The organism is Sinomonas atrocyanea (assembly GCF_001577305.1).
GTDB lineage: Bacteria > Actinomycetota > Actinomycetes > Actinomycetales > Micrococcaceae > Sinomonas > Sinomonas atrocyanea.
Genome location: NZ_CP014518.1, coordinates 1,078,359 through 1,098,037 on the forward strand (window position 1 = coordinate 1,078,359; position 19,679 = coordinate 1,098,037).

A 19,679-nucleotide genomic window follows, 5' to 3' on the forward strand; every position below is an offset into this window, starting at 1 on the left:
TGCCGGCAGAGTGGTCAGCCGGCGCTGCAGACGGTGTGGAGGTGGCTGACGGCGCCGCTCACCTTGGACGTGCTCAGCGCCGACTGGTCGCCGTTCGCGTAGCCCTCGAGCCCCTCGGCGATGGCCGCGATGTCCTTCTTGACGTCATCGGAGGCCTTCTGCGCGAGCGTGCCCATCTGACTGGCCACCCCGCTGACCTGGCTGGAGCTGGGGGTGCCTCCGAGGGTCGAGACGTTCTTCTCGATCGACTGGTACTGGGCACAGGAATCCTTCGTGGACAGCTGGGCCGAGCAGCCGGACAGGCCGAGCGCGGCGGCTGTGAGCAAGGCGGGCACGAGCACGACGGTCTTCTTCAATCTGGTCCCTACAGGTAGCTGGCCGGGCCCGGTGCCCCGCCTCGAGAAGCCACACTACCTCCATCAGGCATAGCACGTGACGTGCCCTGATCAGCCCTCGCCGCCCTCAGGCGCGCGCCCGCCGCTCGCTGATGAGCTCCTTGCTCCGCAGCAGCCGGAGCGCCGTCACCAGCAGCAGGCCGCCGAGGACGTTGAAGGCGGCGGTGTAGGCGAACCAGCCCAGCCACTGCCCGTAGCCGAAGGACGCGCCGGCATGGAGTGCGCCGAAGATCAGCAGTGAATCGAGCACCGAGTGGAACAGGGGCAGGCCCGAGAGCAGGAACCCGCCCCCGACGGCGGCGGCGATCTTGCCCGGGACCGACTCGGTGCCCTGCTGCATGCGCGTCATCAAAGTGATGGTGCTCCCGCCCAGCGTGGCCAGGCAGAGGGACTGGAGGGTCGGCGGTGCCTCGGCGAAGCGCCGGGCGGAGTCGATGACCGTGGGGCCCCACTCGGGGAAGGCCTTCATGACGAGCCACATGAAGCACCAGCCGCCCACCAGGTTCGCTGCGAGGGTTCCGATCCACAGCTTGACGAGCTGTCCGAGCCGCGCCTGCCGGGCCGCCACCGCGGCGATGGGCACGAGGAAGCCTTCGGTGAACAACTCGCTCTTGGCCAGCAGGAGGGCGATGAACCCGATGCCGAAGCCCAGGCCGGCCAACAGCCTGCTCCCGGTGGAGTGCTCGACGGCGAGGTACGCCATGACGCCGAGCCCGACGTCGACGCCCCCGAAGAAGCCGGTGATGAGGACCGAGCGCCATGTGCGGTGGAGCCGCTGTGCGCCTTCGGCCACGATGCGGTCGAAGGACTCCTCGATCTCCTCTTCGACCGGGGCATCGTTGCTGCCGAGTTCTCGCCGGCGGTCCTCATCACTCATGCGCGGGCCTCCTCTCGCTGGGCGGTCCTTGATGCCAGTCCCTGTGACGAGGCGGCCCATGCGCGCCTTCCTGGCGCTCCGGCGTCCAATTTAGCGCCGCCGCCAGCGGGCCGCCATGCCCCTGGCCCTGAAGGAGCCACCCGGGAATACCGGGCGGTTCCCGTGGTTGCATCCCACATGACAACGATCGGATTCATCGGCAGTGGACACATCGGCTCACAGCTCGCACGCCTCGCCGTGCGCTCCGGCTACGACGTGGTGGTGAGCAACTCGCGCGGCCCCGAGACGCTCTCGGAGCTCGTCGCCGAGCTCGGCGCGCACGCGCGTGCGGCGACCGCCCGCGAGGCTGCGGCGGCCGCCGACATCGCCGTCGTCACCATCCCGCTCAGGAACATCGACCAGGTTCCGGTCGGAGAGCTCGCCGGGAAGACCGTCATCGACACCAACAACTACTACCCCCAGCGGGACGGGTCGATCCCGGCGCTCGACGCCGAGGAGACGACGACCGCCGAGCTGCTCCAGGCACACCTGCCGTCCTCGCACGTCGTGAAGGCGTTCAACCACATCTACGCCAGCGACCTCACCTCCGACCCGCTCCCGGCGGGCTCGCCGGGCCGCCGCGCCCTGGTGATCGCCGGCGACGACGAGCACGCCAAGACCCAGGTGAGCGGGCTGATCGACGAGTTCGGCTTCGACGTCGTCGACGCCGGACCGCTCGCCGAGGGCTGGCGCATCCAGCGGGACACCCCCGGGTACGGCCCCCGCCTCGACGCGGCGGGGCTCACACAGGCCCTCGCCGCCGCCAAGCGGTACCGTGACAGGTAGGGCGGCGGGGCGCTCGCAGGGACGTCCTGACCCCTCGGATTGAAGGGCCCGGCTCGGGGTAATGGTCGCCGGAACCCATAACTCCATCGAAGGGATGTTTCTCGTGTCCGGCGCGGCAGTGGTGCTCAGAGCAAGCGGAAAGCAGAGCGAGGCGTTCCTCACGAGGGTGGAGGGCCTGCTGGAGCGACTCTGGCACGACGACCCCTGGGCCGGGCTCGCGGACAGGACTGCCTTCGAGATCGCCGTCATCGAGGCCGTCTCCAACTCGATCCGCCATGCTCTCCCCGCGCCGGGCCGGTCGATGGTCCTGGAGGTCGAGCTCCGTCCCTCCTACCGCAGGCTCGAGGCGGAGGTGCGGGAGGTCGGCGCCGAGCCGACCCCCTTGGCCCGCCACGACACGGGCTCGGCGCCCGACGCCGGCCGCGGCATGGCCATGCTCAAGCAGCTGATGACCGACGTCCGGTACGAGCGTGCAGACGACGCCAACGTGTGGACCCTGGGCAGGGACCGGACCGACATCTGAGCGCGTCCTGGGACGCCTCACTTGCGGGCGGCCCTGCGGTGCATATGCTGCTCCCGTGGAGAAGGGGGCCCGCGGCGCCTGAACCACGCCCGGACTCCCTCCCACCGCTGGAGAGCTGATGAAGCCTGCCCTGAGGGCACTGCAGAGCCTGGTGGGCGCTGCGGCGCTCGTTGCCTCCTCCCTGCTCGGACTCGCTCCCGGCGCCGAGGCCTCGGCCCAGGTGTACAACCCGTGCGCACGGCTCAGTGCCGGCCAGGTCCGCTTCTCCGCCTACGGGGCCAACCGTGTCACCTTCGCCACGGCAACCGACCGGAGCTCCGACGTCGTCGCGATCACCGGCTGCGTCCGATCCGGGTCGGGCTACGCGCAGGAGTGGCAGGACTGGGGCTACGTCGGCCAGAAGGGCTTCGCCGCGGGCGGTACGTGGGAGGATACCTGGAAGTCCCCGAGCGGCTCCTTCAGCATCACGGAGGCGCTGGGGCGCCGCAATCCCGGGACGGCTCTGAGCTACCACACCGTCAAGCCCGACTCCCGGTGGGGCGGCGAGCGGGGAGCCACCTACAACCAGTACTTCGAGGGTACGGGCGGCGAGTCCGACGAGAACCTGTTCTCCCTCATGAACCAGGGCTACTACGAGCAGGCCGCGGTCATCAACTACAACCGGCTCCCGGACATGCCGACGGTCCAGGGCGCATCCTTCGCGATCTTCTTCCACGCGGGGCGCGTTCCCTCCGCGGGCTGCGTCTCCACCTCCCTCGCCACCGTGACCCGCCTGCTGCAGACCGACCGCCCGGGAGACAGGATCATCATGGGCGCGGTCGACGACGTCTTCACCCCCTACTCGTCCAACCCGTTCGGAGCCATCAGCGCAAAGTACGGCAGCACCGGGGGCACGTTCGGCAGGCTCGGCGCGCCCACCTCGAACGAGGTCGTCGGCCGCCGGGACGGCGGCGCCTACCAGCTCTTCCAGAATGGCGCCATCAACTGGTCGCCCCAGGCCGGCGCGCACGTCTCCCAAGGCGGCATCCGCTCGGCGTGGGCCCGCAACGGCTTCGAAGACGGCCCCCTCGGCTATCCGACCTCGGAAGAGACCGGCGGCCTGCCGGGCGGCGGCGTCTACCAGATGTACCAGGGCGGAGCGATCGTCTGGGGGCCCGGAGCGGGTGCCCATGCCACGCGGGGTGCGATCCGTTCTGCCTATGCCGCCGTCGGCTTCGAACGCGGCCCCCTCGGCTACGCCGTCAGCGACGAAGCCGGCGGCCTCAGGGACGGCGGCGCCTACCAGCTCTTCCAAGGAGGCGCCCTCTACTGGTCGCCGGGCACCGGTGCCCATCTCTCCCTCGGCGCGATCCGCAGCACCTGGGCCAGCACAGGCTCCGAGGCCGGGCCCCTCGGCTATCCGACCAGCGATGAGCTGCGGATCAGCGGCGGGGTCTACCAGCGCTACCAGGGCGGGGCGGTCTACTGGTCGCCATCCACCGGCGCGCATGCTGTCACCGGAGCGTTCACGGCCGCCATGGCCGGCGGAGGCTTCTCCGCCGTCGGATTCCCGACCGCGGAGAAGGTGGCCGGGCTCGTCCGGGGCGGTGCGTACCAGAGCTTCCAGAAGGGGCTCCTCGTGTCCTCGCCCGCCACCGGCGCGCATGTGAGCTCAGGCGCACTCCGTGCAGCATGGGGCAGCACGGACTACGAGCGCGGGCCGCTCGGGTACCCGATCAGCGACCCCTACGCGGGGGCCGGCGGGGCTGTGCTGCAGGACTACGAGCACGGGAAGATCGTCATCACGTCCGGCGGCGCGGTGACGATCGAGGGGCCCCAGCCGTAGCCGCGGTCTCGCCAGAAGGGAGCAGCGCAGCGATGCGGAGCACCCGGGCGGGGTCAGCTCCCCTGGAAGTGCAGCTGCACCATGGCCACGGCCGCGGCCAGCAGCAGCCCGAGCAGGACGAGGCCGGTGATGCCGGCGAGCGCCAGGGCCAGGCGGCCCACGGCCACGAAGGGTCCCTTCGGGATCAGCCAGGCCCTCTGCCGCACCGCCGCGAGATCTGGGGTGCCGGCCAGGAGGGGGGCGTCAGCCGTGAATGGGCCTTCGGCGTGCCGGACGGACCGGCGGGCGGCCTCGCGGCCCAGGGCTGCGCGGAGGCGCGCGGACTCGCTGCTCCCGCGCCGTTCGCTGTAGGCGCCGCTCACTGACGAGTCCATCGTGTCCCCCTGATCATGATGTCCGCGATTCTCTCGGCCGCGGCCAGCCGGTGTCCGCGGCGGCCGCCCTCGGGTCTGAACCCCGGGCGGCTGCGCGTGGACACGCTGTCCACCGGCAGGACCCCAGCTCCCGCAGATGGACATGTACAACATATCGCATCGCGGGGGTGCCGAGCTCGCCGCCCGGGGGGGGGGGGGGGCACCACGGGGCGGATCGGGTTCAACGGCCCACCCAGTGGGCAAACTCACAGCGTCCGGAACGTCTTACCGCCCTATCAGGAGGTTGCTGTCATGCTCGAGAAGCTGCACGAAATGGGGATCAGGAGCGAGTACGCCTACATGGCCGGCTTCGGGTCCATCGGATTCTCCTTCGTCTCGTGGCTCCTGAGCCGCATGAATCCGCGCCACGACCGGGCCCAGTCCGACCGCTGGGGAATCTTCGTGGGCCACTGGGCTCCGACGTTCTTCACGATCGGGATCGCCCTCAAGCTCGAGGAGAAGGGCCGCTGACGCTCCATCGCTGACCCGTCACAGGGGCGCGGTCGCCGGCTAGCGGCGCCCGCGCCCCTGTGGTGACCGGCCGCCGTCGGCCGCGGCATGCAGCACGGCGTCGACCGCCGCGTCCACGCCGTCCCGCCACGGCGCCCCGTGCCCCGGGAGCACCCACCGCGCACCGGTGGGCCGCAGGCGCTCGAGGGAGTCGAGGGCCTGCGCGGGATCGTCGGTGAACGGCGCCGGCTGCGGGCCCTCCTGCCCCGTGAGGACGTGGCGCGTGGTCAGCGCGTCCCCGACGAACACGGCCTCGACAGCGGGCACGTGGACCGCGACGCTGCCGGGGGAGTGGCCGGGCAGCGCGATGATCCGCGGCGAGCCGGGGAGGTCCAGCACGTCGCCGTCGGCAACCTCGCGGACCTCGGCGAGGTGGACGGGCCGCAGCGCGCCTTTGGCCACCGCGTAGGCGAGGAACCGCACGAGGGGACCGAGGCGCATCCGTCCCCAGCCGGGGCTCGTGGACCCCTGGCCGCGCGCCCTCGCGCTGTCCGCCGCGTGCACGTAGACGGGAATCCCGTGGTCGCGGCGCAGCCGTTCGGCGAAGCCGAGGTGGTCCGGATCGCCGTGCGTCAGGAGCACGGCCCGGATGTCCGCGACGGAGCGGCCGAGGCCGGCGAGCTCCCGCTCGAGGTCGCGCCAGTGGCCCGGAAGGCCCGCGTCGACCGCCGTGATGCCCGAGTCGTCGACCACGAGGTAGGCCGCGACGATGTCATTGCCGATCCGGTGGAGCCCGGGGCGCAGTTCCATGGCGCCCATCGTAGCCAGCCGCCCGCCGCGCGCCACCCCCCGATGCCGAACGCCTGCGCCCCCTTGATGTCTCGATAGACGAGAAATATGATCATCGAGAAGAAATCCGCCCCGCACCCCGGAGGCCCAGCCATGGCACCCCAGTCCCGTCCCCTCCCCGCGACTGAAGCGTCGGGCGTCTCCGCCCCGGCCCCGGAGGCGGGTGGCTCAGGTGGACGACGGCGATGGCTCGGGCTCGTGGTCATCAGCCTCGCCGTCTCGCTCATCATCGTGGACTCGACGATCGTCAACGTCGCGATCCCGTCGATCGTGAAGGACCTCGCCGTGGACTCGACCGGGGTGCAGTGGGTCCAGGAGTCCTACACGCTCGTGTTCGCGGCCCTCCTCCTCGTCTTCGGCACGCTCGGCGACCGCATCGGGCGCCGGCGCCTGCTGCTGCTCGGGGTCGTCCTCTTCGCCCTGTCCTCCGTGGCCGCGGCCTTCGCCCCCACCGGGGGCATCCTCATCGCCTCCCGGCTCGTCCAGGGCGTGGGCGGCGCGATGGTCCTGCCCTCCACCCTCTCGCTCATCAACGCCGGCTTCAGGGGGGCCGAGCGGGGGATCGCCTTCGCCGTCTGGGGCTCCACGATCGGCGGCATGTCTGCGGTCGGCCCCCTGCTCGGCGGGTGGCTGACCACCTCGTTCTCGTGGCGCTGGGCCTTCGGGATCAACATCCCGATCGCCGCGGTCATCGTCGTGGGTGCGCTCGCCGCGGTCACCGAGTCCAAGGACGGCGGCCGCCGGCCCCTCGACCCGGTCGGCGCCGCCCTCTCCGTCGTCGCCTCGGCCTCCCTTGTCTTCGCCCTCATCGAAGGCCGGACCTACGGGTGGTGGACCGTGGACCACCGACCCAGGATCGGATCCTGGGAATGGCCCGGACCGGTCTCGCCCATCCCCTTCGTGTTCGGCCTCGCGCTCGCCGGCATCGCCGCCTGCGCGCACTGGGCGGTCCGCCGGGAGCGCCGCGGCATGACCAGCATGTTCTCGGTCGAGCTCCTGCGCATCCCCTCGTTCCGCAACGGCAACCTCGCCGCGCTCATCGTCTCGCTCGGCGAGTTCGGCATCATCCTCGCGCTGCCGATCTGGCTCCAGAACGTCCTCGGCTTCAGCGCCCTGGACACCGGCCTGATCCTGCTGGCCCTCGCCGTGGGCTCGTTCGCGGCGAGCGGCCTCGCTGGGGCGCTCAGCCACCGCGCATCGCCGGTCGTGATCGTCCGGGTCGGCCTCGCGGCCGAGATCGTGGGTGTGGCCGGGCTCGGAGCGGTGATCGGGCCCGACACCCCGTGGGGGCTGTTGGTGCCGTTCCTGTTCGTCTACGGCTTCGGGGTGGGCCTGGCGACGGCGCAGCTGACCGGAGTGGTCCTCAAGGACGTCCCCGTCGCCCTGAGCGGACAGGCCTCCGGCACCCAGAGCACCGCGCGCCAGATCGGCTCGGCGCTGGGCATCGCCGTGCTCGGCACGGTCCTGTTCTCCTCGGCCTCGGGCCTCTTGGGCGGCTCCCTGGACGGCCGCGGTGTGCCGGCCGCGCAGCGGGACTCCATCGTCTCCGCGGTCGTGGACAGTTCGGGCGCCGCCATCGCCGGGCTCGCCGGCTCGCCGGCCACCGCGCCGGTGGCCGCGGACGCGAAGGCGGCGTTCTCCGAGGGCACCCGGTACGCGGCCTTCTCGGCCGCGAGCTTCCTCGCCGTGGGGCTCCTCGCGACCCTCTCCCTCGGCCCGGGGCGCGAGCGCCGGCGCGCCTCCCACGGGGCCGCGGACCGCGAGGCCCAGCGGGCCTGAACCCGCGCCCAGCGGCCGCCGCTATCCTGTGCCCATGTCTACCCAGCTCATCGAGATCTCAGCCCCTGACGGCACCGCCGAGGCCGTCGTCGCCCGGCCCAGCACCGGCGAGGGCCCCTTCCCGGGCGTCATCCTCTACATGGATGCCTTCGGCATCCGGCCCCGCATCGAGGAGATGGCGCAGCGCATCGCGGACTGGGGCTACGTGGTGCTCGCCCCGAACGTGTTCTACCGCGAGGGCAGCGTGGCCCAGCTCGCTCCGAGCCTCGACATGACGTCGGCCGAGGGGCGCGAGGAGGCCGGCAAGGCGGCGTTCCCGCGGGTCGGCCGGCTGACCGCCGAGAAGGCGCTGCCGGACATCGACGCCTGGGTCGCGGCGCTCCGCGGTCTCGAGGGGGTGGCCGCGGGTCCCGTCGGCGTGACCGGCTACTGCATGGGGGCGCGCCTCGCCGTCCGGACCGCGAACGCCCACCCCGAGGTCGCGGCGTGCGGCGGCTTCCACGGCGGCGGCCTCGCCACGGACGACGCCGACAGCCCGCACCTGGGGCTGCCCGGCGCCCGGGCCCGGTTCGTCTTCGGCCACGCCGACCACGACCGGAGCATGGGCCCGGAGGCCGTGGAGCGCCTCGGCGACGCGCTCGCCGCGGCCGGCCTCGAGGCCTCCAACGTCATCTACCCCGGCGCCTCCCACGGCTACTCGATGGCGGACACCTCGGCCTACAACGAGGAGGCCACCGAGCGCCACTTCCGCGAGCTCCGAGACCTCTTCGAGGCGACCCTCACCGCCTGAGGCGCCCCCAGCGCGAGGAGGGCGGACGACGCGGGTGGGGGCCGCCGTCGTCCGCCTGCCCCGGACGGCGGTCCCGGCAGCGCTACTTCTTCTTGTCAGGGCTGATCAGGCTCGGCGGCGGCGCGTCGAAGGCGCCGTGGTTGTACAGGCCGACCGCCTTCTGCATGTAGTACGCCCACTGGGGGCCGGCGATGTAGGCGCCGTCGATGGCGGGCCAGAACCGGCCGTTGACGTAGACGTTGCGGCCGAGGTGGTCCTCCGGATTGTGGAGCGCCTCGCCGAAGTACGAGGCGGTCGAGAGCCCGCGGGTGTAGCCGACGAGCCAGGTCTCGCTGTTGTACTGGTTGGTCCCGGTCTTGGCCGCGTCCGGCACCCCGAGCGTGATGGTCTTGCCGGCGTTGTCCTTGATGTTGTAGCCGGAGCCCTTGGTCAGCACGTCCTGGAGCACGTTCGTGACGGCCTTGGCCACATCCGGCTTGACGGCGCCCTCGCGACAGTCCTTCGACTGGCCGCCGATCTTGGTGCCCTGGGCGTCCTTGACCGAGGTGATCGACCGCGGCGTGCAGTACGTGCCGTCGGCGGCGAAGGTCGCGTAGGCGGAGGCCATGGTCAGCGGGGACACGTTCATGCCGCCCAGGAGGTTGCCCAGGGTGGACATGTCCAGCTTCTTGCCGCCGCCCTCGCCGTCATGCATGCCGAGCGCGTCGGTGGCGCGCTGGATGTCGCAGAAGTCGCTCAGCCCGGCAGCGGAGGCGAAGGTGGCCGTGTTGATCGACTGGTAGATGCCCTCGCGCACCGACATGGGGCGGTACCAGTTGGGCTCGTCGTTCTGCAGGTCCGGGGCGGTGTTCCAGGGTGGGCGTGCGGTCGTGTCGTCGTAGGCTCCGGTGACCTTGGCGCACGTGTCGTGCCACGGATGGTTCAGGGGGTAGCGGCGCTGGGCGGCGTTGACCTTCTCATCGGTCGTCTTGCCCTCGTTCAGCCACGCGGTCAGCGTCAGCGGCTTCGCTGACGAACCGGGCTGGAAGCCGCCCGCTCCGCCGATGTCGTTGCCGTGCGCGTCCGTCCGGTCCACGTTGAAGTTGTAGCTCGTGACGAAGCCGAGGCCCTGGCCGGGGAGCATCCGGGTGTTCTGGGCCATCGCGAGGATCTTGCCCGTGCCGGGCTGGACTGTCACGAGAGCCGTGCCCCACTTGTCCGGGTTGGCGCCTGCGGTCGCGTCGACCTGGGCCTGCGCCGGCCCCTGGAGGCGGGGATCGAGTGTCGTGGAAATGGTCAGGCCGTCGCGCATGACCGCCGCGTAGCGGTCGTCGGGGGTCTTCCCGTACGTCGGGTCGTTGAGGACCTGGTGGAGGACGTAGTCGCAGAAGTACTGGGCCTGGGCGGCATAGGCGCAGCCCTGATGGGGCGGGCTGACCTTCAGCTTCAGCGGGCTCTTGGCGGCGTCGTCGTGCTGCTTCTGCGTCACGTAGCCGTGCTTGAGCATGGCGTCGAGCACGAGGTTGCGGCGCTGGACCGAGGCCTCGGGGTGTGCGGTCGGATCGTAGACCGAGGGCCCGTTGACGACTCCGGCGAGGAGCGCCGCCTGGGGGAGCGTGAGGTCCTTGGCGTCCACGGAGAAGAAGTACCTGCTCGCGGCCTGGATGCCATAGGCGTTCGGGTTGAAGAAGACGAGATTGAGGTAGCCGGCCAGGATCTCGTCCTTGGAGTACTTCGTCTCCAGGGCGATCGCGAGCTTCATCTCCCGCAGCTTGTCCCCGAGGTCCTTCTGGCCGTTGAGGACCACGGTGGGGTCCTGGCCCTGGGCGATCAGGTTCTCCTTGAGGACGTTCGCCACGTACTGCTGGGTCAGGGTCGAGGCGCCCTGCCGGTCGCCGCGCAGGTTCGCGATGACGGCCCGGAGGATGCCGGTCGTGTCCACGCCGCCGTGCTCGTAGAAACGGTAGTCCTCGATGGCCACGACCGCGTTCTTGACGTCGGGCGAGATCGCGTTCAGCCCCACCGGCGTGCGGTTCTCGCTGAAGAGCGATGCGATCGGCGAGCCGTCGGCAGCGACGATGCTGGTCACCCGCGCCGGGGGCGTGACGGTGAGCTCCGAGGGAAGGCTGTCGAAGAACTGGACGGTGCCGTTGGTGGCGCCCCAGGCCGCCGCGGCGACGGGCATGAAGAGGCCCGCGGCGAGCGCCCCGCACAGCACGCTCACCACGACGAAGGCGACAAGCCGCCCGAGGACTGCGGCTGCTCTGAGGACTCGGGCCATGCTCAGCAGCTTAGGGGGTCGGGCAGGCCCGGACGAGCAGTCATCGGTGGTCCTCGCCGAGCCGCCGCAGGTACGTCTCGAGGTCGTAGGGGCTGCCCCGGGGCGGACCCTCCGGGGCTGGGGGTCGGGCGGGCGATGGCGGCCGGGCGGGTGCTGCGTGCGATGGGTGCCGGGCGGCCGGGACCTCCGGGCGGGCCCGGTCCCCGGTGCGGCGGCCGTCCCGGCGGCGTCCCCGCACGGCCGCGCTCCAGGTCCAGACGAGGACGATGAGCACGATCGGCACGCCGCCGGCCCGGGCGACGTCGAGCACGGCCAGGCAGAGGGCCGCGACAAGGAGCCACCGGAGCACGAGGGCGGCGAGGGGGAGCGGACGCACCCTCCTCAGGGCCGCCCATTCGAGGACCGGCTGCGGCTCGTCCCGGGCGGGCGTGGGCCGTGGGGCAACGAGGGCGCTCCGGTTCTGGCCGATGCGCCGCCGGTGCCGGACCCTGTAGTGCCTGCGTCCCACGGGAGCCTCCTGCTCGCCTCCCTCCAGTGTAGGAGCACCTACCCTTGAGGCAGGCGGGTGGTGCGCACCCGCGCCGCATTCCATGACGTCCCCAGGAGAAGGTGCCCCATGTCCACGCTCAAGGAGCGGCTCCAGGCCGACCTCGTCACCCATATGAAGTCCGGCGACCGGACCGCGCTCACCACGGTGCGCAACGTCCTCGGCGAGATCGAGACGCGGGAGAAGTCCGGCAAGACTCCGGTGACGCTCGACGACGCGCAGGTCACCTCGCTGCTGCAGAAGGAGGCCTCCAAGCGGCGCGAGACCGCCGAGATTTACGCCGGGGCCGGCGAGGACGCCCGCGCCGCGGCGGAGGTCGCCGAGGCCGAGGTCATCGAGGCGTACCTGCCGCAGCCGCTCACCCGGGAAGAGGTCGAGGGCATCGTCGACGACGCCATCGCCGCGCTCAGGGCCCACGGCGCCGAGCTGTCCATGCGGCAGATGGGCCAGGTCATGAAGCCCGTCACCGCCGCCGTCGCAGGCCGGTTCGACGGCAAGGCCGTCAGCGAGATCGTGCGGTCGAGGCTGGCCTAGGCCTCTTCGAACCGGCTCGCGTCCCCTGCCCCGTAGCGGGCGACCTCGGCGGCGCCCGAGGTGAAGTCCACCACCGTGGTCGGTTCGGAGCCGCATTCGCCGGCGTCGATTACCGCGTCGACCACAGTGTCGAGCCGCTCCTTGATCTCCCAGCCGTCCGTGAGCGGGTCTTCCTCCCCAGGCAGAAGGAGAGTCGAGGACAGCAGCGGCTCGTCGAGCTCCCGGAGCAGGGCGCGCACCACGGCGTTGTCCGGGATGCGCACCCCCACGGACTTCTTCTTGGGGTGGAGCATGCGCTTGGGCACCTCCCGCGTGGCCGGGAGGATGAAGGTGTAGGGCCCCGGCGTGACGGCCTTGATGGCCCGGAAGACGTCATTGGGCATCTCGACGAGCTGCCCGAGCTGGGCGAACTCCGCACACACGAGGGTGAAGTGGTGCTTGTCGTCGAGGTGCCGGATCTGCCGGATCCGTTCCAGCGCCTCGCGGTTGCCCATCATCGCCCCGAGCGCGTAGCAGGAGTCCGTGGGGTACGCGATGAGTCCGCCGTCGCGCAGGATCTGCACGACCTGGCTGATGGCCCGAGGCTGCGGGTCCACGGGGTGCACGTCGAAGAATCTCGCCATGCCCGCCAGCCTACGCCTGCCCAATCCGCAACTCTCCGAGGCCGTGTGCGAGAAATGTCGGACCCCCTGCCTAGCCTCGAATCATGAGCACAGCAACGGTCCTGACGCCGGTCCCGGGCCTCCACGGAACCGGTCCCCACCCCCTCGACCCTGCCCGTCCGGCCCCGAGGCGCGAGGACGACTGCGCCGAGTGCGGGAGCGCCCTCGCGGAGTCCGAGGAGCACCGCTGCGCGGACTGCACGGACCTCGCCGCCCGTGCGTGGTGCCGTGACTGCGGCGCGGTGCTCGCCGACACGGACCTCGACGCCGGCGCCTGCGCCTCCTGCGAGGCCTGAGCCGTCCTGTGAGCACGACCGTTCCACCGTCCCGTCTCCGACGGGAGGGTCCCGCAGCATGATGGGGCCCCACCACGCGGCCTGTGGCGCAGCAGCCTGGGTCGCGCTGACCACCCGTGTCCACTTCGACCTCTCCGCGGCCACCGCGCCGCTCGGCCTCGGCCACGTCGCCTTCGACCTCGGCTGGCCGCTGTTCGAGGCCTCCCCGGTCGGCGTCGTCGTCGGCGCGCTCGTCACGGCGGGAGCGGCCCTCCTGCCCGACGCCGACCACCGCAGCGCAACGATCGCCCAGTCACTCCCGCCCGTCTCGAACGCGGTGTGCGCGGGGATCGGGGCGATCGCCGGCGGCCACCGCAACGGCACGCATTCGCTCGTGGGCATCGCCGGCTTCGTCACGCTGGCGTGGTTCGCCGGGCACTGGACCCTCCAGACGCCCCTGTGGGGGACCGTCTACCTGGGTGCCGGACTCGTGTCGCTGCTCCTGGTCTCCTTCGCGGCCAAGGTGCTCGGCATCCTGCCAGACGGCGTCCAGAAGCTGCCCTGGATCCTGGCCGTGCCGCTGGCCGTCTTCGTGGCCCTGTGCGCCCCGGACGAGCAGGACTGGTTCCCGCTGGCCGTGGGCATCGGGAGCGCGGTCCATATCGCCGGTGACCTCCTCACGACCGGGGGCTGCAACCTCATCTGGCCGTTCCGCTTCCGCCGGCCGAAGTTCATGCACAAGACCCCCGTCATCCGCTGGATCTGGCGGCGCGGCGGCCATCTGAGCATCCCCGTCCTCGGCGACGCAGGATCCTGGAGGGAATGGCTCATGCTGGTCCCCGTGAGCGTCTACGCGATCGTCGGGGTCGTGACCTCGCTCGTGGACCTCGGCCGTCCGGGAGTCCTGTGGGCCATTGCCACGTGGGGGGTGGGCGGCCGATGACGACGGCTGTCGGACGGATAGGGCACAGTAGAACCGTGAGCACCGAGACTTCCCTGTCCCAGCCGTCCCCTGCCCTGCCCAGCCTCCCGGGGGAGGAGGAGACGGCCGAGGCGATCGCCCGGACGATCGCCGCCGAGCTCGGCGTGGCGCCCTGGCAGGTGAAGGCCGCGGTCGGTCTGCTCGACGGCGGCGCGACCGTGCCGTTCATCGCGCGGTACCGCAAGGAGGCCACGGGCACCCTCGACGACGCCCAGCTGCGCGACCTCGAGGAGCGGCTGCGCTACCTGCGCGAGCTCGAGGACCGCCGCCGTGCGGTCCTCTCCGCGATCGCGGAGCAGGGTGCACTCACGGAGGAGCTGCAGTCGGCACTGCTCGCCGCCACGACGAAGTCGGAGCTCGAGGACCTCTATCTCCCGTACAAGTCGAAGCGGCGCACCCGCGCACAGATGGCCAGGGAGGCAGGCCTCGAGCCCCTCGCGGACTCGATCCTCGCCGACCCTTCCCAAGATCTCGACGCCCTCGCCGAGTCCTTCCTGAACGAGGAGAAGGGCATCACCGGCGCCGCCGAGGCGCTCTCCGGCGCCCGCGCGATCCTCACCGAGCGTGCCGGCCAGAACGCCGCGCTCGTGGCCGACCTCCGCGAGCGGCTCTTCCGCGGCGGTCGGCTGCGCTCTGCTGCAAAGTCCGGTGGTGCCGCAGCCTCAGCCGAGGGCAAGTACGCGGACTTCGAGGACTACGTGCACCCCGTCGATGCGCTGCCCGGCCACCGGGTCCTCGCCCTGCTGCGCGGCGAGCGCGAGGGGGCCCTGGCGCTCGAGATTGCCGAGGCCGATCCGCGCGACGAGGCCGCCCGGTCCGAGGCACGGGCAGCCTACGAGGCTGCCGTGGCGCGGGCGCTCGGCGTTCGGGCGGCTGCCGGTACCCCGGCCGGGAAATGGCTCGCGCAGACCGTCAAGGTCGCCTGGCAGGGCCGGCTCCTGGCCAAGCTCGAGTCCGACCTCAGGGCGCGCCTGTTCGATGCCGCCGAGGAAGAATCGGTGAAGGTGTTCGCCGCCAACCTCCGCGATGTGCTCCTCGCGGCGCCGGCGGGCAACCGGGCGGTGCTGGGCCTCGACCCCGGCCTGCGCACCGGGGTGAAGGTCGCGGTGGTCGACGGCACGGGCAAGGTCCTGGACACTGCCACTGTCTATCCGCACGCCCCGGCGAAGAAGTGGGACGAGTCGCTGGCCGTCCTCGAGAAGCTCGCGCGTCGGCACACCGTCGAACTCGTGGCGGTGGGCAACGGGACGGCGAGCCGCGAGACGGACCGGCTCGCGGGCGACCTCCTGGCCCGGATCGGCCTTCCCCGTGGTTCCAAGGTGATCGTCTCGGAGGCCGGGGCCTCGGTCTACTCGGCGTCCGCGCTGGCTTCCGCCGAGCTGCCCGACCTCGACGTCTCCCTGCGCGGTGCGGTCTCGATCGCCCGCCGGCTCCAGGATCCGCTCGCCGAGCTCGTGAAGATCGATCCGAAGTCGATCGGCGTGGGCCAGTACCAGCACGATGTCACCCAGTCCAAGCTCGAGCGCACCCTCGACGCGGTGGTGGAGGACTGCGTCAACGCCGTCGGGGTGGACGTCAACACGGCCTCGCCCGCCCTGCTGGCACGGGTGGCCGGCCTGGGCCCGACCCTGAGCCGCAACATCGTCGAGTACCGCGACGCGCACGGCGTCTTCGCCTCCCGGGCGGAACTGAAGAAGGTCCCGCGCCTGGGCGCGAAGGCGTTCGAGCAGTGCGCGGGCTTCCTGCGCATCACCGGCGGCTCCGAGCCGCTGGACGCCTCCGCCGTCCACCCCGAGGCCTACGGGCTGGCCGGCCGCATCCTCAGGGCAGCCGGGGGATCGAAGGAGCGAGTGGCGACCCTGGACCCCTCGCAGTTCGCGGACGAGCGGTTCGGCCTGCCCACGGTGCGCGACGTCATGACCGAGCTGGTCCGCCCCGGCCGCGACCCGCGCCCCGAGTTCGTCACCGCCTCGCTCACGGAGGGCGTCGAGACGATCAACGACGTCCGGCCCGGCATGATCCTCGAGGGCACGGTCTCCAACGTTGCCGCCTTCGGCGCGTTCGTGGATCTCGGAGTCCACCAGGACGGCCTCGTCCACGTCTCCGCGATGAGCACCAAGTTCATCTCGGATCCCCGCGAGGTGGTCCAGTCCGGGCAGGTGGTCAAGGTCAAGGTCCTCGATGTCGACGTTCCCCGCAAGCGCATCTCGCTGACGCTGCGGCTGGACGACGAGCCGGGCGGCGAGCGGGGCGAGCGGAAGCCCGCGCGCGGCGGCGAGGACCGGCGTCGTGCGCCCGGCGGCGGCCAGCGCGGGGGGAACCAGAGCGGTGGCCAGCGGGGCGGGAACCAGAACGGCGGCGGCCAGCGCGGGGGGAACGAGAACGGCGGCCAGCGCGGCTCAAGCCAGAACGGCGGCGGTGGCCAGCGGGGCGGGAAGGCCCAGCCGGCCGCCGACACGGCCCTGGCCGATGCCCTGAGGAGGGCCGGGCTCGCCCGTTGATGCCGGCCCGGCGGGAGGAAGGCGCCCAGCCTCGGCCTGTAGGGTAGTCCGGATGAATTTTCCCGTGACCTTGAATGGCTCCCGCGTGGCCCTGCGGGACTGGACGCCGGACGATGTCGAGGGCCTGCGGCGCTGGATCGTGCCGCCCGCCGCCGGGGTGCACGAGTGGCAGCTCTACGACGGGCCCTTCTATGGGCGGTGGACAGCCGAGGGCGCCAACGGCTGGTGCGACGGGCTGCTGGCCCGGGCGCACGACGGCGCGTGGCCGGCCGTGCGCGAGCACCTCCCCATCGTGGACACCGCCTCCGGAGAGTTCGTCGGGCAGGTGTCCTGGTACTGGGAGGAGAAGCCCGGCCCCGAGTCTGAGGACGGGACGGCCCTGCTGCCCTGGCGCAGGCTCGGGCTGGCCGTCTACGACCCGGCGCGCTGGTCCGGGGGCTACGGCACCCAGGCCCTCCGGCTGTGGACCGGCTACCTCTTCGCCTCCACTGACAGCGGCCGGCTCGACTTCGCGACCTGGAGCGGCAACGCCGGCATGTGCCGGGTGGGGGAGAAGCTCGGGTTCACCCTCGAGGCCAGATACCGGAACGCGCGCAAGGTCCGCGGAGAGCTGTACGACGCGGTCGTGTACGGGATCCTGCGCGAGGAATGGGAGGCTGCCCATGGCGGAGCGTGACGAGGTGCTGACCGACGAACTGCCGGTCGCTGCCCGCGCCGCGCGCAGGCGGGGACCAGCTCCCCGACGCCGGGCAGGGCAGGGGAGGGTTCGGCCGATGCGCGCGATCGTGCTGGCCCTGGGCGTGGCCCTCGTCGGCCTCGGCGTGGCCACGGTGCCCGCGCTCGTCCTCGCCGCCGCGGCCCTGGTGCTCGGCACGGCCCTGTTCTGGAAGTCCCGGGCGCCGCGCTCCGCGGGGGCGGCGGTCGTCCCGGCCGCCGCCGTCTGGGGCGCGGGAGCTGCCTCGCTCCTCTCCCTCGCCGCGCTCTCGCTCCACGTCATCACGGGGGCGTGGCCCGCGCCCCAGGCCGCAGCGCACGGGCCGCAGCAGGACAGCATTCCGCCCGCCGCGCCGTCCAGTGCCGTGCCGGCCGTCCGGGCGTCCTCCGCGACGCCCGCGCCCTCGGCCTCCGCCCCGGCCACCGCCAGCGCCGCGGCGAGCGGGGCGGCCCGGCCCGACGGGCCGCCCCAGCCGGCCGCCCCGGCTCCGGCGCCGTACGAGGCCCCCGCGCGGCAGGCTCCCGTCCCCGCCCCGCTCGCGCCCGCGCCGTCGTCCGCCTCCACCCAGCCGGCGGCGGCCCCCTCCGCTCCCGCCCGTCCGGCCCCGACCGCGCCGGCCCCGTCGCCGACGTGGGGCGGCTCCCCGACGCGGCCGGCACCGGCCCCGACGACGTGCAGCCCCGACCCGACGACGAGCCTGCCCACGGTCCAGATCGGCATCCTCGGAGTCGGCGCCTCGGTGTCCACGGGCGGCGACGGAGGCTCCTGCCCCTAGGGCCCGGGCGCCCGTCCGGCGCCGACAGCAGGGGTGTGGCCGAATTCACACAGGCCCTGCCCTGATCCGCGCCATTCCGGGGATCGCGGGCCCTCACAATAGGTGGTGGGCCCCTATGGGAGGGGCGCGGATCGAGTGGAGCGATGTTCGAGTTCAACCTTCAGACTGCCGTGTTCTTCGGCACCGTGGCGCTGGGAGCGCTGCTGTTCACCCTGGCTGTCGTGGCGCTCTTCGGGGCGACCCTGATGCTCGGCGCATTCCGGGGCATCAGGCATACCACTGAGGCGGCGCAGGAGCGGCTGCACCGCGACCATTCGCGCCTGGCCGGCTGAGACAGCGGCTTCAGCACGGCCCCGATCCGTCGGATCGGGGCCTTTCGCGTCCCCAGGGGTTGACGGCGCAGCGCGTCCGCCGATACTTAAGTATATGATTAAGTATTCGGAGGGGGAGGCGGGCCGGCTCGACGCCGCGTTCCACGCCCTCTCCGATCAGCGCCGCAGGGCGATCGTCACCCGCCTCTGCGAAGGGCCCGCGTCAGTGAGCGCCCTCGCCGCCCCGCTCGGGGTGAGCCTCCCCGCCGTCGTCCAGCACCTCGCGGTCCTCGAGGCAGCGCGGCTGATCACGACGTCGAAGTCCGGCCGCGTGCGCACCTGCACCCTCGCCCCGGACGGCCTCCGTGCCGCCGAGTCCTGGCTGCACTCACGGCGCCTGCCGCAGGAGCGCGCCGTCGACCGTCTCGAGGCCTTCCTCTCCGAGGCCTCCGATCCGAAGGAACAGCCATGAGCCAGCAGCTCCAGTCCACGTTCAGCATCACCCGCACCCTGCCCGCGCCGCCCGAGCGGGTGTTCGCCGCGCTGTCCGACTTCGAGGAGAAGAAGCAGTGGTTCACCGGCCCGGCCGACTGGACCCAGGTCGAGGCCTCGCTCGACTTCCGCCCCGGCGGCAGCGAGGTGAACATCGGCCAGGGGCCCGACGGCGACCGCAGCGAGTTCTATGCGCACTACTACGACATCGTGCCGAACGAGCGCATCGTCTACACCTACGAGATGCACCACCGCGGGGTGAAGCTCTCCGTGTCCCTCGCCACCTTCGAGCTCGAGCCCGAGGGGGAGGGGACCCTGCTGACGCTCACCGAGCACGGCGTCTACCTCGATGGGCACGAGGACCCGGCCCTGCGCGAGCAGGGCACGCGGATGCTCTTCGACCAGCTGGCCGCGTACGTCGGGCGCGTCCGGGCCTGACCCCCCCCCCGCGCCCCGTCTGGGAGTCACCTCCTGCGGGTCACCTTCTGGAAGTCACGTCCTGGGAGTCACCTCCTGGGGGCCGCTCCCAGGAGGTGACGCCCAGATGAAGCGGGGGCGTCCATGTGGCCCGAGGCATTTGCCCCTGTGACCTCCCGCATAGCAGAATGGTGTGTGCAGTCCCCAGTTGCGCGTGTCCGCGCGCGGTGGGGCGGCGACAACTGAACACAGCCTCTGATCTGCGGCGGGAGAGTCCTGCGAGCAAGAGCAAGCAGGCGCCGTAGGAGCAACACCTCCCCAGGAATCTCTCAGGCACCTGTACCGCTGCGGCAAGGCAACTCTGGAAAGCAGCGCCCTTCACAGGACGTTCACCGACGGTGCAAGCCGGATACGATCCGGCGGAATCTCTCAGGTCCCATACAGAGCGGGGAGGAACTGGAGTCAAAAGCCAGCCCGGCCGG

22 protein-coding genes and 2 riboswitches are annotated in these 19,679 nt (G+C 72.0%); of the genes, 15 read left to right on the forward strand and 7 right to left on the reverse strand.

The window, feature by feature from the left end:
* Positions 1-14: 14 nt before the first annotated feature.
* Both SA2016_RS05120 and SA2016_RS05125 read right to left on the reverse strand, forming a co-directional pair.
* Positions 15-356 carry a hypothetical protein gene (locus SA2016_RS05120; protein WP_141305703.1) on the reverse strand — a complete coding sequence of 114 codons (342 nt, stop codon included), beginning with the start codon at positions 354-356 and terminating at the stop codon, positions 15-17.
* Positions 357-462: 106 nt separating this feature from the next.
* Entirely contained in the window at positions 463-1,272 is an 810-nt protein-coding gene (locus tag SA2016_RS05125) for a formate/nitrite transporter family protein (protein ID WP_066496110.1), read from the reverse strand.
* 162 nt (positions 1,273-1,434) lie between these two features.
* Here SA2016_RS05125 and SA2016_RS05130 point away from each other — a divergent pair, with 162 nt between their 5' ends.
* The 3 genes from SA2016_RS05130 to SA2016_RS05140 all read left to right on the forward strand — a co-directional run bounded on the left by SA2016_RS05130 (position 1,435) and on the right by SA2016_RS05140 (position 4,445).
* Positions 1,435-2,097, forward strand: coding sequence for an NADPH-dependent F420 reductase (locus SA2016_RS05130; protein WP_371326651.1), 663 nt, complete (start codon positions 1,435-1,437; stop codon positions 2,095-2,097).
* Positions 2,098-2,200: 103 nt separating this feature from the next.
* Positions 2,201-2,620, forward strand: a complete 420-nt coding sequence (locus tag SA2016_RS05135; protein WP_169803053.1) for an ATP-binding protein — start codon at positions 2,201-2,203, stop codon at positions 2,618-2,620.
* 118 nt (positions 2,621-2,738) lie between these two features.
* Positions 2,739-4,445 (forward strand): hypothetical protein, encoded by a 1,707-nt coding sequence (locus SA2016_RS05140; RefSeq protein ID WP_066496118.1) that lies wholly within the window; start codon positions 2,739-2,741, stop codon positions 4,443-4,445.
* 53 nt (positions 4,446-4,498) lie between these two features.
* Here SA2016_RS05140 and SA2016_RS05145 read toward each other — a convergent pair whose 3' ends face one another.
* Positions 4,499-4,819, reverse strand: coding sequence for a hypothetical protein (locus SA2016_RS05145; RefSeq protein WP_141305702.1), 321 nt, complete (start codon positions 4,817-4,819; stop codon positions 4,499-4,501).
* Positions 4,820-5,110: 291 nt separating this feature from the next.
* Between SA2016_RS05145 and SA2016_RS05150 the strand changes: the two genes are divergently transcribed.
* Positions 5,111-5,329 carry a hypothetical protein gene (locus SA2016_RS05150; protein WP_066496121.1) on the forward strand — a complete coding sequence of 73 codons (219 nt, stop codon included), beginning with the start codon at positions 5,111-5,113 and terminating at the stop codon, positions 5,327-5,329.
* A 39-nt stretch (positions 5,330-5,368) separates the two neighbouring features.
* Here SA2016_RS05150 and SA2016_RS05155 read toward each other — a convergent pair whose 3' ends face one another.
* Entirely contained in the window at positions 5,369-6,118 is a 750-nt protein-coding gene (locus SA2016_RS05155) for an MBL fold metallo-hydrolase (RefSeq protein ID WP_066502023.1), read from the reverse strand.
* A gap of 87 nt (positions 6,119-6,205) precedes the next feature.
* Between SA2016_RS05155 and SA2016_RS05160 the strand changes: the two genes are divergently transcribed.
* Both SA2016_RS05160 and SA2016_RS05165 read left to right on the forward strand, forming a co-directional pair.
* Positions 6,206-7,936, forward strand: coding sequence for a DHA2 family efflux MFS transporter permease subunit (locus SA2016_RS05160; protein WP_244932827.1), 1,731 nt, complete (start codon positions 6,206-6,208; stop codon positions 7,934-7,936).
* Positions 7,937-7,970: 34 nt separating this feature from the next.
* The gene (locus SA2016_RS05165; RefSeq protein WP_066496125.1) at positions 7,971-8,726 is read left to right on the forward strand and encodes a dienelactone hydrolase family protein; all 756 of its coding nucleotides are present in this window, start codon (positions 7,971-7,973) and stop codon (positions 8,724-8,726) included.
* An 82-nt stretch (positions 8,727-8,808) separates the two neighbouring features.
* On the opposite strand, the gene SA2016_RS05170 is transcribed toward SA2016_RS05165, so the two are convergent.
* Together SA2016_RS05170 and SA2016_RS05175 are read right to left on the reverse strand one after the other, a co-directional pair.
* The gene (locus tag SA2016_RS05170) at positions 8,809-10,986 is read right to left on the reverse strand and encodes a transglycosylase domain-containing protein (RefSeq protein WP_066496127.1); all 2,178 of its coding nucleotides are present in this window, start codon (positions 10,984-10,986) and stop codon (positions 8,809-8,811) included.
* 40 nt (positions 10,987-11,026) lie between these two features.
* Positions 11,027-11,494 (reverse strand): hypothetical protein, encoded by a 468-nt coding sequence (locus SA2016_RS05175; protein WP_066496131.1) that lies wholly within the window; start codon positions 11,492-11,494, stop codon positions 11,027-11,029.
* Positions 11,495-11,602: 108 nt separating this feature from the next.
* On the opposite strand from SA2016_RS05175, the gene SA2016_RS05180 reads away from it, so the two are divergent.
* Positions 11,603-12,067 carry a GatB/YqeY domain-containing protein gene (locus tag SA2016_RS05180; protein ID WP_066496132.1) on the forward strand — a complete coding sequence of 155 codons (465 nt, stop codon included), beginning with the start codon at positions 11,603-11,605 and terminating at the stop codon, positions 12,065-12,067.
* On the opposite strand, the gene SA2016_RS05185 is transcribed toward SA2016_RS05180, so the two are convergent.
* Complete coding sequence (locus SA2016_RS05185) at positions 12,064-12,690, reverse strand: L-threonylcarbamoyladenylate synthase (protein WP_066496133.1); 627 nt, start codon at positions 12,688-12,690, stop codon at positions 12,064-12,066. The two genes, SA2016_RS05180 and SA2016_RS05185, sit on opposite strands and share 4 nt — an antisense overlap.
* An 83-nt stretch (positions 12,691-12,773) precedes the next feature.
* Between SA2016_RS05185 and SA2016_RS05190 the strand changes: the two genes are divergently transcribed.
* The 8 genes from SA2016_RS05190 to SA2016_RS05225 all read left to right on the forward strand — a co-directional run bounded on the left by SA2016_RS05190 (position 12,774) and on the right by SA2016_RS05225 (position 19,218).
* Positions 12,774-13,025 (forward strand): hypothetical protein, encoded by a 252-nt coding sequence (locus tag SA2016_RS05190; protein WP_066496134.1) that lies wholly within the window; start codon positions 12,774-12,776, stop codon positions 13,023-13,025.
* A gap of 58 nt (positions 13,026-13,083) precedes the next feature.
* On the forward strand, positions 13,084-13,947 hold the full coding sequence (locus tag SA2016_RS05195; protein WP_066496136.1) for a metal-dependent hydrolase: 864 nt from the start codon (positions 13,084-13,086) through the stop codon (positions 13,945-13,947).
* Entirely contained in the window at positions 13,944-16,487 is a 2,544-nt protein-coding gene (locus SA2016_RS05200; protein ID WP_084249331.1) for a Tex family protein, read from the forward strand. Before SA2016_RS05195 ends, SA2016_RS05200 begins: the two co-directional genes overlap by 4 nt.
* Before the next feature lie 64 nt (positions 16,488-16,551).
* Positions 16,552-17,163, forward strand: coding sequence for a GNAT family N-acetyltransferase (locus SA2016_RS05205; RefSeq protein ID WP_066496139.1), 612 nt, complete (start codon positions 16,552-16,554; stop codon positions 17,161-17,163).
* Positions 17,164-17,260: 97 nt separating this feature from the next.
* Positions 17,261-17,977 (forward strand): hypothetical protein, encoded by a 717-nt coding sequence (locus SA2016_RS05210; protein WP_066496142.1) that lies wholly within the window; start codon positions 17,261-17,263, stop codon positions 17,975-17,977.
* A 143-nt stretch (positions 17,978-18,120) separates the two neighbouring features.
* Positions 18,121-18,309 carry a hypothetical protein gene (locus SA2016_RS05215; RefSeq protein WP_066496145.1) on the forward strand — a complete coding sequence of 63 codons (189 nt, stop codon included), beginning with the start codon at positions 18,121-18,123 and terminating at the stop codon, positions 18,307-18,309.
* A gap of 94 nt (positions 18,310-18,403) precedes the next feature.
* Positions 18,404-18,760 carry an ArsR/SmtB family transcription factor gene (locus SA2016_RS05220; RefSeq protein WP_066496150.1) on the forward strand — a complete coding sequence of 119 codons (357 nt, stop codon included), beginning with the start codon at positions 18,404-18,406 and terminating at the stop codon, positions 18,758-18,760.
* Positions 18,757-19,218: an SRPBCC family protein gene (locus tag SA2016_RS05225; protein ID WP_066496161.1), complete on the forward strand. Its 462-nt coding sequence runs from the start codon at positions 18,757-18,759 to the stop codon at positions 19,216-19,218. Before SA2016_RS05220 ends, SA2016_RS05225 begins: the two co-directional genes overlap by 4 nt.
* A 235-nt stretch (positions 19,219-19,453) precedes the next feature.
* A riboswitch (glycine riboswitch) is annotated at positions 19,454-19,552 on the forward strand.
* Between the two features lies 1 nt (position 19,553).
* Positions 19,554-19,651: riboswitch (glycine riboswitch) on the forward strand.
* Positions 19,652-19,679 lie beyond the last annotated feature (28 nt).